Raw genomic sequence first — 15008 nt, forward strand, 5'->3', positions numbered from 1 at the left:
ATGTGACAGTAATTACTCAACACCCTATACAACAACGCCGATGATTGTCATCGGCGTTGTTGTGTTGTTTCTTAAAAGCGTTAACGCTTACATCCATTCACTGCTTCGGCGCTTGCGCTTTGGCAGATAGGTTAGCATTACGCCTAGCAAAATACCGATGCCAGCCACTATTCCGCCGCGGGTAAACCACATTACTAGCTCATCTTTATTCGCGCTTTCAACCTTCGCCGTTAAACGAATAATTTGCGAGGCTTGCTCGTCATTCGTCGTGGTAAGTTTCGATACTTGCTGACGTGCATCGTTTAGCTGCTGACGGAGCTTTGCGTTGTCAGACTGTAAGGTCTGCAGACTGCTCTGGCTCTCTGCCAGTTTCTCGCTGATGATAGGAAGCTGCTCTGCTTGTGACATAGTATTCGACACAAATTTACTTTCTACCCAGCCTTTACGACCTTCCGGATCGGTAATTTGTGTGAACTCGGCATCGTTATCTCTAGCAAGTACCGTAATGGGGGTACCTGCTTCAATTGACCCTAAAATACGGTAATTACGGCCAGGCCCAGTATGCACGAAGATAAATAAGTCATCTCGAATGTAATGTGAAGAAGACGCTTCTAAATCAGCGATATCTTGTAGCGAAAATGCTTGAAAAGAGCACGCAATAAGGGCTGCTGCTAACCACTTTCGAATCATATGAAGTCCAATTTTAGAATTTAAAACGTGAAGATGGTATTGGTTGACCGCGATAAAGGCAAGTTTGTTCCACTTTTGTCTAAATTTAGCACCTAAGAAAGGTGTTGTAGCATTGCGAAAACTAAGTGACAAAGGTAAGGTGTCAGCATCATCAGCTGTGCTTAGCGCAACCATGTCAGAAATAGAATTAAAATTTGTTACAGGTGACGACGCGCACCAAGCGTTTACGCAACGGGTCCTTCCTCTTTTTGAAAAACACCGTATCCAAGTTAACTCGCATCGCGAAATGCGCTTGGAAAACGACTATTACGATACCGAAAAGCTCGATTTTCAAAATCAAAAAATGGGCTTTAGAGTACGTGGGAATAATGGTGAGTACGAACAAACCCTAAAAACGAACGGCGTGGTTAGCGGCGGCCTGCACAAACGTATGGAATATAATGTCAGCCTTGAAAAATCACAGCCTGACCTTGCCCTGTTTGATGAAAGCGTATGGCCACAAGGCTGGGATGTATCGGCTAAAAACGCAAGTCTCTCAAAGCAGTTTAGCACCCACTTTACGCGCAATGCTTATGTAGTTGCACTTGATGACAGTGAGGTTGAAATCGTGCTGGATTGCGGCAAAGCCAGCACTGAAAAAGCCAGCTCACCTATAAATGAAATTGAACTTGAGCTAATGTCGGGTGATATTAATACCCTGTTTACTCTAGCGGTATTGATAAATGACAACATGCCGGTAAGGCTGAGCGATGTGTCGAAAGCGGCCCAGGGTTATCAACTGCTGCATGGCTTTAATGCGAAAATTCGTCACTTACCTGATTTTCTCGCGCTAGAAGATACCACCACAACAGAAGAAGCATTTAGCCGAGCGGTGCAAACTGCGCTTGCGCATTGGCAGCATCACGAGCACGTATTCTGTGAAAGCGGGTCGATAAAAATGCTCGCGGAAGTCGCCAAAAGTGTACGTCTGTTGCTGCAAAGCGTTTCACTGTATCTTCCTGTCCTTCAATGCCCCGAATTATTGGCGCTGCACAAAAAACTCGTCGCTCATGCGCAGAAATGGGGATGGCAGGACGACCTTCAAAGCCTGCGTTACTTGCTGTCTAAAAAGAGCATGTTTAGTAAAACACTAAGTAAGCACCCCGCGGTGGTAAGTTATCTACAAGGCAGACAAACGGGGCTTATGCAGGCCCACGAACCTGAAAAGCTGTTTTTTGATAACGATGCTACCGACATTAAGTTGCATGCAATTAGCCTTATTCAAAACAAACCTTGGCAGAAAGAAGCGACAGGCTATGACCACCCCGTGCTCGACCACGCTAAAGGTTGGCTTTCACAAGGTTGGCAGACAGTACAGCAGAGCATGCCGTTAAGTAAAACCATGGGGCCAGTGAATTATAGTGCGGTGGAAATCATGTTGCGCCAAACCTTGTGGAGCGGCTTCTTACTTGGTGACTTGTTTGTTGAAGAACGCGGCAATTTCCGCGCGCCCTGGCTCGATTTGCTAACCGGCATTGATGAGCTTAACGCACTTTTAATGCTTAAGCAGTCGATAGATGATGCCGAGGTAGACTCCCATGACGAGGTTCGTAAATGGACCGCAGAAAAGCTCAGCACGCTAATACGTATTATGGAACGTACACGCACCGTCGCTATGCAACGTGATGTTTACTGGTAGTCAATTTTTACCAGGTGAGGGCTGTGTTAGTACGTTGTTTCTCAAGGATGGAGGGCGCTGATGACCTCAGCTATCTTTAGTTATTGTCTTTACGCACTATTGGGTGTGTATGCCGTAGGGGTTGTGCGTCTGTTCGTACAAAAAGTTAATTTAAGCAGTACGCGTTGGCTTATTGGCGCTTTTGTGTGCTGGCCACTTTTCATGTTAGACGAATGGCTCCGTCTCGCTCATGCTACTGATCTAGCGGTTATTTACGGGCTGTCAGACGTTTTTGCTGTTTTAGCCATTACCTGCTGTTACCGTGCGATAAAGCCAATGTTACTGGCCTACCCAACGGCAAGAAAACGTCTGTGGTGGCCTGTTGTGGTCACTGCACTTTTTCAATGCACCGTATTGCTGATCCCCGTAGAGGATAAACAGCGGTGGCTGTTGTCGTCACCGCACGGCGAGCCCTTGGTTTTGTGGCCAGCGTATATCGCCTCACTGCTTACAGGGTTTAGCGTACTGCTAATTGGTATTCTTATTACCGAACATATTCAAATGTATCACAGGCACCTTCCTGAGCAGGCAGTAGATATTAAAAATTTAAAAATGCCAAAGCTAGCTGGGGTGATGGGCAGCTTGGTCGGTGTCGCGTTTATGAGTATTTTACTAGTAACGGCGGCGACCTTTGGTTTTTTTCCCGTTCCGTTTTGGGAAAGCTTTCATCACCTAATGTTAGGTACTGCAATATTAATCGTGTTGTTTTCATTAACCTTTATTCGCCGTACGTCGCCATCCCCCCTTGATTACGAACGCTTAGATGAAGGCAAAGCGACGCCCTATGAAATTAGCAGTATTATTTCAAAAGCCGAGCGCTATACGTTGGAATCGAAAGCGTATAAAACCCGCTTTCTTACGCTGAGCGCGTTTTGCAAAGGGGCTGATATCGACCCTACGTCGTTAGCCCTGGCTCTACAGCTTTCAGAGAGAAAGAACTTTAGGCGGTTTATTTTTCATTATCGTCTTGAGTATGCGAAAAATGTGCTGCTGCGCAGTGATGCTAAACTTGAAGCGGTGGCAAAACGTATAGGTGTGAATTCAGAAAAGTTCTTAAGCGAATATCTGGTCAAGCACTTACACACTCCCTCTCAAAAGAAGTAGAGCGACAACCGTGTTGAGTGCACCAACAGGTTTATCCTCCAATAGATGGCATTAGTTGCTGCATGCTTTGCTTAGTCGCTACGCGGGCTTTTTTATCCGCCAAAGGCATTCATTAAAATCTGTTGCGTAAAGGTTTTACGCAAATAGAACCCTCGCGGCCGGGTTTTAATGCGCTGCCCTTCTGGCCCTAATGCATCGGTCAGCACTTTTCCGTTAGCCGCTTTCGGACGTATGTGGAGAGCTTCACCTTGCCGGGAAGTGATTGACTCGACTTGCCCGGTTGCAATGTACTCAACCAGTTCCTCCCAGTCATGCCTGAGTAGGGCGTCTTCGTGTTCATTAGGGCGCCAATAAAAACCCGTCGCCACACGCCGCTCGGCAAGAGGGATAGCTCTGTCACCTTCAATGGGCAACCACAGCACCTGCTGAAGCTTATTGCGAACGTTTGAGGTTTCCCATGTGATACCTGGCGACATTAAAAGGGGCGCAAAGCATACATAGGTGGTTTCTAAGGGTGAGAAGTTAGCGTCGATAGGAATAGTTTTAAGCTCGATACCGAGCTCTGGAAAATCCTGCTGTGGCTTTGAACCTGCGCTAGCCCCTAACCACTTCTCAATTAGCATGCCTGGCCACCCTTTGTGGCGCTGCAGGTTTGCCGGTATAGCAACATGGGCCATTTCAGCTAATTCTCCAAGCGTCAGCCCGGCAATCGCGTGACAACGCTTTAAAAGACTATCTGGCGAAGAGGGGGGAGAGGCTGGTGGTTGCATAAATGACGTTAATTTCCTGTTTGAAAAGCAAGAGCGAACATTAAGACTATGATTGGAGCATAGTTTGTGGAAGAATGAAAACATATAACAGTATAGTGTGCCCGGGAGTCTATGTGATAGATGCCGATGGATTCCGTGCGAATGTGGGCATAGTGATTTGCAACAAAATGGGTCAAGTATTTTGGGCAAGACGTTATGGTCAACATTCATGGCAGTTCCCTCAAGGCGGAATTGATGAAGGGGAATCTGCTGAACAAGCTATGTACCGGGAGCTTCACGAAGAAGTAGGGCTGACACCGAAAGATGTCACCATTTTAAGTGTTACCCGTAACTGGCTTAGATATAAGCTGCCAAAGCGATTAATTCGACAAGGTAGTAACCCTGTTTGTATAGGGCAAAAACAAAAATGGTTCTTGTTGCAGCTAGATTGCAACGAGCGCGATGTTAATGTGCTTAAAACAGGTCATCCTGAATTTGATGACTGGAGGTGGGTAAGTTACTGGTATCCTATTAGGAACGTTGTATCGTTTAAGCGGGATGTTTACAGGCGGGTAATGAAGGAATTTTCACCTGTTGTTATGTCTGCCCAGCAGCGCCCTTTGCAGCGTCAAAACGCAGCGCCACATAAGCGTGGAAAAAAGCGCAGGCGTGGCTAACGGCGCAACGCCAAGGCTGAAGATGTATCGCGTGAAACAGCCCTGAGCGAGTATGCAGCCCTGAGCGAGTATGCAGCCCTGAGCGAGTCGCGAGCAAAAAGCCCTGAGCGAGTATTCAGCCCTGAGCGAAAAAAAAGGCGATGAGCGAAAAAAAAGGCCCTGAGCGAAAGAGTAGGGCATGAGCGAAAAGCGATGTATGAAAAAGTAAGCGGCGAGCGAACTTCGAGTAGATAAGGAAGAATCGGTGAGTCCTCAAAGTCAACAAGGCGCAATGTTAACAACGTTAAAACGTATCGTGCAGGAAATGAATCAAATTCCTGCTCTCGATACCGCATTGTTTAGGCTGGCCTCTCGTGTAAAGCACACCCTTAACGTAGACTCTTGTTCCATATATCTTGCCGATTATGAAGCGCAAGAATTCATACTTAAAGCCACTGACGGCCTTCATCCAGATGCCGTTGAGCAAGTACGCATAGGTTTTTCAGAGGGGCTTATTGGTCTTGTAGGGCAAAGAGAAGAGCCGCTTAACATCGTTAATGCCCATAGCCACCCTCGATTCAAACATTACCCCGAAGTAAAAGAAGAAAAATACAACGCCTTTTTAGGTACACCGATTATCAATCAAAGGCGAGTGTTGGGGGTGATCACACTTCAGCAAGCAGAAATGCGACGCTTCAGTGAAGATGAAGAGGCGTTTCTCGTTACCCTTGCAGCGCAATTAGCCTTAGAAATCACCAATGCCGATATTCGCGGTGCGTTAACGCTCTCAAACTCCCCAGATAACATTGCGCAACAGAAGCACGTGCACGGTATCGCGGGCTCACCGGGGTTAGCAATTGGTAAAGGGGTGTCGCCCGATAAGTCCATTAACCTCAAAAACTGGGTAGTAAAGCGCTCCAAATCCCCGCAAGATCAGATCAAGCTTTACCGCAAAGGGGTCGAAGTGACGCGGGGCCATGTCGATACATTGTCCAACCGCCTCGATGACGCTATTCCCGATGACGTAAAGTCTATCTTCCAGCTTTATCATCACTTACTTGATGCAAATAGCTTAGGCCGGGAAGTTGAAGAAAAGATTCGACAGGGGTGGGATGCGGCGTCGTCACTGAAAATGGTGGTAGAAAGTTACGCTGCCCGCTTTCGGGCCATGGACGACCCTTACATGCAGGAGCGTGCCATTGATATCGTTGACCTGTCAGACCGCATTCTTGCAAATATTTTATACGAGGCTAACGGCCAAAAAGTTACCGAAAAGGTAATTACAGAAGCCAGCATTTTAGTGGCTGACGAAGTTTCGGCGCCCATGCTTGCTGAGTTTCCGAAAGATAAGCTCAAGGGTATTATTTCCATTCGCGGTTCGAACAACTCCCACGCCGCCATTTTAGCAAGAGCGATGGGCGTGCCTGCTGTTATGGGCTGTCAGAACGTCACCCCAGCATTGCTTGAAGATAAAGAGATATTGCTTGATGGCTATTCCGGTGAAGTTATCGTTTCGCCCGAGCGCAACATTAAGTCTGAGTTTATTCAGCTGATTGAAGAAGAATCGGCCATTGCAGAGAAGATTGATGCAGAAGCCGATAAACCTTGCGAGAGCGTGGACGGCTGCAGAATGTCGCTTTACATAAATGCGGGCCTTTCTGCTGAAGTTGAACTCAATGCAGAGCAAATCGGCGCAGGGGTCGGCCTGTATCGTACCGAAATTCCCTTTATGCTTCGCGAGCGTTTTCCTTCAGAGCAAGAGCAGGTGAAACTCTACCGCCAAGTACTTGAGGCCGCGCCTGAGTTACCTATCACTATGCGTACTCTCGATGTGGGAGGGGATAAACCTTTACCGTACTTCCCGATTAATGAAGAGAACCCGTTTTTGGGGTGGCGAGGTATTCGTCTTACACTTGATCATCCTGAAATCTTCTTAGTTCAAGTGCGCGCAATGCTGCGCGCAAGTGTAGGGCTTAGCAACTTGCAAATCATGCTACCCATGATTTCTACGGTGTCTGAGGTACAAGAATCAAAGCGATTAATTAATCAGGCGTTTTACGAAATTTCTGATGAGATTGCGGAGTCGGGACAAACGCTAAATAAGCCTAAACTCGGTATTATGCTTGAAGTGCCTTCAGTGCTTTATCAATTGCCACAATTGGCAAAACACGTCGACTTTTTCTCAGTGGGTAGCAACGATTTAACGCAGTACTTATTAGCGGTAGATAGAAACAATACACGGGTTGCCGATCTGTACAACAGCTATCATCCTGCGGTATTGGGGGCGCTATACGATGTGGTGCAAAAAGCCAATCAAAATCAGGTCCCTGTTACTATCTGTGGTGAGATTGCCGGTGAACCTGCTGGCGCATTGCTACTAATGGGGATGGGCTATCGTCGCCTTAGTATGAACGGGTTTAACTTAAGAAAAATAAACTGGCTTATCAGAAAAGTAACGCTGGATGAATGTAAGCAGCTACTTTCGCTGGCGCTGACGTCTGTCAGCCATGAAGAAGTCTTTGTGCACTTAAACCAGTATCTTGAAACCAAGGGCCTAGGAGGCCTTATCCGAGCAGGTGCTTAGGACATATGGACCCATTTGTTGTTATTATCGTCAGCTGTCTGATTTTAGGCTCTGTCGTTGGAATTCTTGCGGGTATGCTGGGCATTGGCGGAGGGCTTATTATTGTCCCTGCACTTAGCTATTTACTTGTTCACTTTATGGGCATGACCACTGAAACCGTTATGCCGGTTGCTATCGCAACGTCTTTATCAACCATTATCTTTACCGGCACGTCGTCGGCATTAGCGCACTATAAACTCGGTAATATTCAGCGCTATATCGTGCTTTATACTGGTTTGGGAATTGCGTTTGGTGCTATCGCCGGCGCCCAGGTGGCCAGCCACATGTCTGGGGAGCTGCTCAAAGATGTGTTTGCGGTGTTGGTAATATTAATTGCGCTGCAAATGATTTTTGGTAAGCAAAAAGCATCAGATAATGAAGCCTCCAAAGGTACATTAGCAGCCGTTGGCGGCACAGCAGGTATACTAAGCGCGCTAATGGGCATTGGCGGTGGTGCGTTACTGGTTCCTGCGCTAGTGTGGTTTCGTGTGAATATTAGGGCGGCTATTGGCTGCGCCGCTTTTTGCGGGCTCGTTATTGCTGTTTTTGGTACTACGAGTTTCGTGATTGCTGGGTGGAATGCGATAGATGTACCAGAACATAGTTTAGGTTATGTGTATTTGCCCGCCACAGCTGGTATTGTTGCCACCTCTATGTTTACCGCAAACATAGGGGCGAAGCTCGGACAGCGAGTAAATGTGCGGGTGTTAAAAGCAATGTTGGCGTGCTTACTCGTGTTGGTAAGCATTAGAATGATTTTAGGAATTGAATAAAGTAATGGAACAGAGCAGTTATCTGGTATTTCCCAGTATCGACCCCGTTATCTTCAGTATGGGCCCGCTAAGCGTACGTTGGTATGGTTTAATGTATCTCGTTGGCTTTATTGCCGCGTATTTATTAGCACAAAAGCGCCTGTCGCAAACCAGCTGGAGCCGTGAGCAGTTAAGCGATTTGCTTTTCTGGAGCTTTGTGGGAGTGATATTAGGCGGCCGTATTGGCTATGTATTTTTCTATCAGTTTGGCATGTTCCTCGACGACCCCTTGTATTTATTTAAAATTTGGGCCGGCGGTATGTCCTTCCACGGCGGGCTGCTGGGGGTTTTAGCTGCACTATTTTGGCGCGCTAAGTGTATGAATACAACATTCTTACGATTAGGCGATTTCGTAGCGCCCCTTGTCCCAATTGGTTTAGGCGCGGGGCGGATAGGTAACTTTCTTAATGCGGAATTGTGGGGGCGAAGTACGGATGTACCATGGGCAGTGATCTTCCCTAATGCGGGCAATATTCCTCGCCACCCGTCGCAGCTTTATGAATTTGCCCTTGAAGGTGTTCTGCTCTTTATTATTCTATGGCTATATTCAGCTAAAAAGCGTCCGGTAGGGGCGGTAAGTGGTTTGTTCTTGCTTGGGTATGGTAGCTTTAGATTTATCGTTGAGTATTTCAGAGAGCCCGATGCTCATATTGGCCTATACCAAATGGGCCTCAGTCAGGGGCAACTTCTTTGTTTACCTATGATAGCTTTAGGAATAGGATTAATAGTCCGTGCGTATACGCGCGGCAAAGACCGTGTTGAACAGTAAAAAAATATAAGAATAACGATGAAAGAATATCTCGCTCTAATGCGCCATGTACGTGATACAGGTGTGAAAAAGAAAGATCGAACTGGTACAGGTACGTTAAGTGTGTTCGGGTATCAGATGCGCTTTAATCTGCAGGAAGGGTTTCCCTTGGTGACAACGAAAAAGTGTCACCTTAAATCCATCATTCATGAACTTCTTTGGTTCCTTAAAGGCGAAACCAATATTGCCTATTTGAAGGAACATGGCGTGAAGATTTGGGATGAGTGGGCCACAGATGAAGGCGAACTTGGCCCTGTTTATGGTCATCAGTGGCGTAGCTGGGATCGCGGTGACGGTACGTCAGTCGACCAAATTGCCGAGGTTGTAGAGCAAATTAAAAACAACCCTGATTCACGTCGCCTTATTGTGAGTGGCTGGAATCCAGCGGTATTGCCAGATACTAACTATTCGCCAAAAGAAAATGCCGCCATGGGTAAACAGGCGTTGCCACCTTGTCATACGCTTTTTCAATTCTATGTTCTAGATGGAAAGCTAAGCTGCCAACTTTATCAGCGAAGCGGTGATATCTTCCTAGGTATTCCGTTCAATATTGCAAGCTATGCGCTACTTACTATGATGATTGCACAGGTGTGCGATTTAGAGCCTGGTGACTTTATCCATACGTTGGGCGATGCTCACTTGTATTCAAACCATCTTGAGCAGGTAGAGCTACAGCTCAGTCGCGAACCGTTCGAACGTCCAACAATGGAAATTAACCCAGAAGTAAAAGATATTTTTGGGTTCACATTCGACGACTTTACGCTCAAAAATTATCAATCTCACCCACATATTAAAGCCCCTGTTGCCATATAAGGAGTATCCATGAGTACTCCAATATTGATTTGCGACGATTCAGGTTTCGCTAGGCGTCAAATGGCGCGTAGCTTGCCCGATAGCTGGGATGTGGATATTTCTTTTGCTGAAAATGGCGAGCAAGCTTTGACGCTTATTCGAGAAGGCAAAGGCGATGTAGTTTTTCTAGACCTTAACATGCCGGTAATGGACGGCTACCAAACAATGGAAGAAATTCGCAAGCACGACCTTCCGTGTTTAGTGATTGTGGTTTCTGGTGACGTTCAGGCGCAAGCGAGAGAAAAGATGCTCGCCTTGGGTGCGTTGGACTTTATTCGAAAGCCTATCGACAACGATAAGCTCAGCCATATTTTATCGTCTTATGGTATTTACAGTGGAGAAACGCACTCTTCTGGTGCCAAATTACAAAAAGTAGAAGAAGCTAGCCAAACTAAGGCTACCGCAAGTCAACGTGTTACAAGCACCGAAGAAAAGTTAGACGCCTGTCGCGAAATGGTGAACATTGCCATGGGGCGGGCAGGCGAGAGCTTAGCAGAGCTACTTGGTGAGTTTATTGACCTGCCCATTCCCAATGTTAATCTGATTGAAAGCAACGAACTTTCCATGGCGGTAGCCGAGATTAACCGCAACGAGAGTGTGTCTGCGGTTTCAAAAGGGTTCATTAGTGAGGGGGTTAGTGGGGAAGCACTGGTAATCTTTAACGATACGAACTCTCAAAACATTGTTGAGCTGCTTAAGTACCCGCCGTCGGCGTCATCTGACAAACTAGCGCTAGAAGCCCTTATGGACGTGTCTAATATTCTAATAGGGGCGTGTTTAAACGGGTTATCAGAACAGCTAAAGGTGGCGTTTAGTCACACACACCCTGTGTTATTGGGGCAGCATCAAGGCCTATCAGCGCTGCTAAGCGATAACGTACAACGTTGGGGGAAACTTATGGCTATTGAAATAGGCTATGCAATCAAAGCGCGAGATATTTCCTTTGATTTACTGCTACTATTTCCCGGCGATGCCATGAGTCAGGTCTATTCGCGCCTACTTGACGATAGCTACGATACAGATGACAAGGAAGGTCTATGAATGCATCCATTGATACTTTGAATCGCAGTGCGGTATCTCAAGTTCCCTTGGAATTATTAGATTCTATTGAGGTTGGTATTGCCGTGCTCGATAGAAACTTCACCGTACAAGTATGGAACAAATTTTTAGAAAACCACAGTGCTAAAAAAGTCGATTTTATAATCGGGCATAGCCTGTTTGACCACTTTCCTGAAATAGAAGAAAAGTGGCTTAGAACCAAGGTCGACCCGGTTTTTAATTTGAAAAGCCCCGTGTTTATTATTTGGGAGCAGCGCCCTTACCTATTCAAATTTGCCTGTAATCGCCCCGTTACCTGTGCTGCTGAGTATATGTATCAGAACGTGACCATGTTTCCCATCGTTGATAAAGATGGCAATGTGGAGCGTTTTTGTATGCTTGTATACGATGTGACAGAGCAAGCGCTAGGTAAGCTAGGTATGGAGCACCTCAATCAAGAGCTTAAAACAGCGAGCCGTGTAGATGGCCTAACCGGGCTATTCAACCGTCGCTACTGGCAAGAACGTTTTGACGAAATGTATAAGCTTTGCGTTAGAAGAGACAAGCCTAGCACGGCAGTTATGCTAGATATTGACCACTTTAAACGCATTAATGACACCTACGGTCATCAGGCGGGCGACAAGGTCATAAAAATGCTAGCGGCTTTGATAAAACGCTGTGTGCGCGAAACCGATTTAGCCGGGCGCTATGGTGGAGAAGAGTTCGCGATTATCCTCAATGACTCTACCGTTGAAGATGCGCGTATTGTCGCTGAGCGAATTCGTCAGCTCGCACAGCGTTTGGTGGTCGAGCACGAAGGCGAGTCGATAAATTTTACCGTCAGCCTTGGTCTTGCCCAATTTTGTTCAGCGTTTAAAGGCCCTCTGGCATGGTTAGAATGTGCAGATAAAGCGCTTTATGACGCAAAAGAAAGCGGTCGAAATCAATATCGCGTTTATGATACAAGCCAACGCTAGCTTGCTAACAGGCAAGCTAGTTAGAGTGTTAAGCCGTTTCCACGCGCTTTATATGGTGACGAATTGAATACAAAAAGCAAAGGCTTGGAATAACCATTACGGCAGTAATGATGAAAAATAAACTCCAGTTGCCGTTTAAGCTATCAACAACAATACCGCTGCTAGAGGCAACCAATGTCCTGCCGGCTACACTTAATGACGCCATCAGCGCATACTGAGTGGCGCTAAAGGCTCTGTTGCACAGCAGCGAGATAAAAGCGACCATCGCTACCGTACTCCATGCGCCGGTAAACCCATCAACGATCACCGTGACGGCGAGTAACGAGGTGGATGGGCCCGTTTGCGCAATCAGCGCAAAAAGAAGATTCGACGCCGCCATGGCGACGCCCGCAATCATCAGCCCTCGATATATGCCGTAGCGAATATTAACTAAGCCTCCTAACAAAGAAAAAACAATGGTCACCCACCAGTTGAGTAATTTCGAATAGGTGGCAATGTCACTGTTGGAGAACCCTACCTCTTTATAAAAAACGATACTCATGCGCCCTAAAAATGCTTCGCCAATTTTAAATAGAAAGATGAAAAGCAGAAACGACGCTGCTAGTTTCACACCATTGCGGTTAAAAAACTCGGCAAAAGGCGTGATAAGCGTGGTTCTAATCCAATAGACAAGTGGCGAGCTCGTAGCGTTGGCGTCTGTTATCTTTTCAAGCAAAGCCTCTCTATCAATCTGAGGTTCATCTGCTATGCACGTAGCGCACATTAAAAGTACCATTATTACGCTTAGCAAAAGATAAATGTTGGGCCATGACCACGTCGTTAAGTCGGCCAAGAAAAACGGTATGGCACCAAGCCCACCATACCCTGTCCACCAGCCAGCCGTCGCCACAGAGGACGCTGCTGACATACCGTCTTTATCCTCTTTTTCCACACAATCGATGCGAAAGCCATCAATGGCGATGTCCTGTGTAGCTGACGCTACAGCAATGAGCAGACCAATTAACGCTACGTAATACAAGTCGTAAGTTGCACTTAGCTGCGACATACCAAGACAGAGTAAAACGATGCAGCCTTGCATAGCGAAAATCCACCCTTTACGCTGACCTAATAGTGGTGGCTTGAGCTTATCTACAAGGGGCGACCATAAAAAGTTGAATGAGTAAGTGGCAAAGATAATTCCGAAAAGGCCGATTGCAGAGCGGGACAAGCCTTCGTCTTTTAGCCACGCTGATAGCACTGAGCCAATCATTATCCAAGGGAAACCGCTGGAAATACCAAACAGAAAAATACTTAAATAGCGTTTGTCGTTGAACGTTTTTAAAGCGGTAAGCAAAACTTCAGCCTTTGGCAATAACTCAAAAGCATATTGAGCCACGAAGTACGAGGTTTAGCAATAACCCATTGAGCGGCAATAGGTAAGTATCGACATCCTGTGACGTTGTTGGTCACTTATTTTTGCCGTAGACGGGAGCCTAAGGGCGTATCCCCACGCAGTCCAAAGGGCAATGACCTAATCCTTCGAGAAAATTGACGCAGTTATTAAGTTCATCAATGAGAAACTGATCTTTTGTCAGTTTCTCTTCGTTCCAGTAATGCACTTGATGAAGTACATGCCAAAACACCCGTTCTTTTTGTGTATAGGGCTGGGTTAACGTGTATTCAATTTGGCCCCACTCTTCCATACTATCCCAGAAAAATAGCTCGATCTCCTCGATAGGAAGCTCTCCTTGCCAAAATGCTCTCAAATAGAAACACAGCTGCTTTGCTTTGTTGTCTACAAAATCTTGAACATTCACAAGTAATTCAACCGTCTCTGTTTGCTATGAAATATTATAGTCTATAACGCAGTTACCACGTGCCAGGGCAGGGTATTATTTTGTCTGAAATACTTAGGTAACTGTTTTGGGTGCTAATTTAGCCTAATCGGTAGGTGAATAAATTACCAGCCCAAGTGGCGGGTCCAGCCTATGGCGCTATTTGCAACCATCTGAATTTGTGGGGGTTTGTGAATATCTCTTATACTAAAGGTTAAAGAATTATTTGGAATATTTATTTGCCGGTAGTGCAACTTTAGTGCGTTTTTTGCTCTAATTTTCCTTTTTAATGTGGTATTGCTCTCCCAATCATTAAAGTTGTTAAGAGAAACATCTAGGACAGGGTAGTTGGCCTGAGCCATGGTTTCTATTACTAAGTTATTGGTGGACTCTTCGGGCCAAAAGGGCGATATGGCAATGAATGTATCTGGCTCTAAGGCGGGCTGTTGTTCTGTGGCAGACAAAAATGTGGTGGCAAGCATGCCTTGGGCTATTACCATGCGATAGCCGCCTCGGTCCTGTAAATAATTATACAACGCGCTGAGTTGAAGCGTGAGCGCAGTAACGGTCGTTTCGAAGCTAAGGTATTGTGTGAGTTGATTGCTACGAGGGTGTATCTCATTGGGTTGTGATGAAGGCGCGCTATCACCCTCATCTAAAGAACCAGGCATCGTATCTTCGTTTATTGGCTCACTGGGTGTTACGGGTAAATGAAAAGGGCTAATGACTACGTTCCAGCCTTTTTCTGCGAGCAAGTCGGCAAGGCTATTGCCTTGTGAAAGCGTGAGGCTAGATGGGAAAGGTTCGGTAAGAACTATGGCTGTACCAAGAGGCAGTGGTGTTTTGGCCCCTATTTCAATGATCGGTGCTTCGCCTTCACCCACCATGATTGTTTTTACTTCACCAGGTAAGTAAGCATTACTCACGTCTTTCAGAAAGTTGCTGTGCGCCGTCATAGGTAAGAGGGATACGATGACAGCAAATAACAGAAGGATAGTTTGCCTTTTCATAGAAGAGAGATTTGCCTTTTAGTTCTACCCATTAACTGGTGCTTAACCCGTTGCTTCGTTTGTACCAATAACTAAAACAGTTATCGGCACTCTAAGCAAAAACTATAGCAATGGTTAAAAAGAATAACGGGGGGTTAGCACGTCACAGTAAAAGGCAA

At 46.2% G+C, this 15008-nt stretch carries 14 protein-coding genes; 9 read left to right on the forward strand and 5 right to left on the reverse strand.

Annotated features, from left to right (window positions below):
- Positions 1 to 87: 87 nt before the first annotated feature.
- Positions 88 to 690 (reverse strand): TIGR04211 family SH3 domain-containing protein, encoded by a 603-nt coding sequence (locus MADE_RS03285; RefSeq protein WP_012517186.1) that lies wholly within the window; start codon positions 688 to 690, stop codon positions 88 to 90.
- A 172-nt stretch (positions 691 to 862) separates the two neighbouring features.
- Here MADE_RS03285 and MADE_RS03290 point away from each other — a divergent pair, with 172 nt between their 5' ends.
- On the forward strand, positions 863 to 2368 hold the full coding sequence (locus MADE_RS03290; protein WP_023559506.1) for a CYTH domain-containing protein: 1506 nt from the start codon (positions 863 to 865) through the stop codon (positions 2366 to 2368).
- A gap of 60 nt (positions 2369 to 2428) precedes the next feature.
- A complete protein-coding gene (locus MADE_RS03295; RefSeq protein WP_012517188.1) occupies positions 2429 to 3511 on the forward strand; it encodes a helix-turn-helix domain-containing protein in 1083 nt (360 codons plus the stop codon).
- A gap of 92 nt (positions 3512 to 3603) precedes the next feature.
- On the opposite strand, the gene mutH is transcribed toward MADE_RS03295, so the two are convergent.
- Positions 3604 to 4281, reverse strand: a complete 678-nt coding sequence (gene mutH, locus MADE_RS03300; RefSeq protein WP_012517189.1) for a DNA mismatch repair endonuclease MutH — start codon at positions 4279 to 4281, stop codon at positions 3604 to 3606.
- Between the two features lie 113 nt (positions 4282 to 4394).
- Between mutH and rppH the strand changes: the two genes are divergently transcribed.
- The 7 genes from rppH to MADE_RS03335 all read left to right on the forward strand — a co-directional run bounded on the left by rppH (position 4395) and on the right by MADE_RS03335 (position 12026).
- Positions 4395 to 4937: an RNA pyrophosphohydrolase gene (gene rppH / locus MADE_RS03305; RefSeq protein ID WP_012517190.1), complete on the forward strand. Its 543-nt coding sequence runs from the start codon at positions 4395 to 4397 to the stop codon at positions 4935 to 4937.
- A 271-nt stretch (positions 4938 to 5208) separates the two neighbouring features.
- A complete protein-coding gene (ptsP, locus tag MADE_RS03310; protein ID WP_041702999.1) occupies positions 5209 to 7500 on the forward strand; it encodes a phosphoenolpyruvate--protein phosphotransferase in 2292 nt (763 codons plus the stop codon).
- Positions 7501 to 7505: 5 nt separating this feature from the next.
- Complete coding sequence (locus tag MADE_RS03315; protein ID WP_012517192.1) at positions 7506 to 8312, forward strand: sulfite exporter TauE/SafE family protein; 807 nt, start codon at positions 7506 to 7508, stop codon at positions 8310 to 8312.
- Between the two features lie 4 nt (positions 8313 to 8316).
- Positions 8317 to 9120: a prolipoprotein diacylglyceryl transferase gene (gene lgt, locus MADE_RS03320; protein ID WP_012517193.1), complete on the forward strand. Its 804-nt coding sequence runs from the start codon at positions 8317 to 8319 to the stop codon at positions 9118 to 9120.
- Positions 9121 to 9138: 18 nt separating this feature from the next.
- The gene (locus MADE_RS03325) at positions 9139 to 9972 is read left to right on the forward strand and encodes a thymidylate synthase (RefSeq protein WP_012517194.1); all 834 of its coding nucleotides are present in this window, start codon (positions 9139 to 9141) and stop codon (positions 9970 to 9972) included.
- A 9-nt stretch (positions 9973 to 9981) separates the two neighbouring features.
- Positions 9982 to 11052 (forward strand): response regulator, encoded by a 1071-nt coding sequence (locus MADE_RS03330; protein WP_012517195.1) that lies wholly within the window; start codon positions 9982 to 9984, stop codon positions 11050 to 11052.
- Entirely contained in the window at positions 11049 to 12026 is a 978-nt protein-coding gene (locus MADE_RS03335) for a sensor domain-containing diguanylate cyclase (RefSeq protein ID WP_012517196.1), read from the forward strand. Before MADE_RS03330 ends, MADE_RS03335 begins: the two co-directional genes overlap by 4 nt.
- Positions 12027 to 12054: 28 nt before the next feature.
- Here the strand turns inward: MADE_RS03335 and MADE_RS03340 are convergent, their stop codons facing one another.
- The 3 genes from MADE_RS03340 to MADE_RS03350 form a co-directional block, all read right to left on the reverse strand.
- Positions 12055 to 13401, reverse strand: coding sequence for an AmpG family muropeptide MFS transporter (locus tag MADE_RS03340; protein WP_012519939.1), 1347 nt, complete (start codon positions 13399 to 13401; stop codon positions 12055 to 12057).
- Between the two features lie 97 nt (positions 13402 to 13498).
- Positions 13499 to 13822: a hypothetical protein gene (locus MADE_RS03345; protein WP_012517198.1), complete on the reverse strand. Its 324-nt coding sequence runs from the start codon at positions 13820 to 13822 to the stop codon at positions 13499 to 13501.
- 143 nt (positions 13823 to 13965) lie between these two features.
- The gene (locus MADE_RS03350; RefSeq protein ID WP_012517199.1) at positions 13966 to 14850 is read right to left on the reverse strand and encodes a DUF3530 family protein; all 885 of its coding nucleotides are present in this window, start codon (positions 14848 to 14850) and stop codon (positions 13966 to 13968) included.
- Between the last annotated feature and the right edge of the window lie 158 nt (positions 14851 to 15008).

Source organism: Alteromonas mediterranea DE (genome assembly GCF_000020585.3).
GTDB classification, from domain to species: Bacteria; Pseudomonadota; Gammaproteobacteria; order Enterobacterales; family Alteromonadaceae; genus Alteromonas; species Alteromonas mediterranea.